At 66.5% G+C, this 352-nt stretch carries 1 protein-coding gene; it reads right to left on the bottom strand.

Annotation, left to right across the window (positions count from 1 at the left end):
* A partial coding sequence (locus tag QWI17_RS00870) for an aldehyde dehydrogenase family protein (RefSeq protein ID WP_302720598.1) occupies positions 1–322 on the bottom strand: 322 nt, incomplete at its 3' end.
* Positions 323–352: the final 30 nt, after the last annotated feature.

Raw genomic sequence — 352 nt, 5'->3', positions numbered from 1 at the left:
TGGCCACCTTGTTGATCATGCTGGTCACTTCGGTGGCCGACTCCCACAGCGGTTTGCCGGTTTCCTCGCCAATGCACTGGGCCATGGCTTCGGCATGCGCCTTCAACTGTGCGGCAAATTGCTCCAGCACACCGATGCGCGCGTCCAGGCTCAGTTGCGCCCAGGCTGGGAACGCCTGGCGCGCAGCCTTTACGGCGGCGCCGACCTGGCTGGCGTCGGCGCCCTGCCCCTGCCAGATCACGGCCTGGGTGACCGGGTTCAGCGATTGCAGGGGCTCGCCCTGGCCGGCCTGCCAATTGCCGGCGATGTAGTGCGTGGTCATTTATTAGCCCTCCCGGCTCGCCGACATGGG

This window comes from Gilvimarinus gilvus (assembly GCF_030518155.1).
GTDB classification, from domain to species: Bacteria; Pseudomonadota; Gammaproteobacteria; order Pseudomonadales; family Cellvibrionaceae; genus Gilvimarinus; species Gilvimarinus gilvus.
Note: the sequence above shows the minus strand (reverse complement) of the source record. Positions and strands in the feature narration are given on the sequence as shown.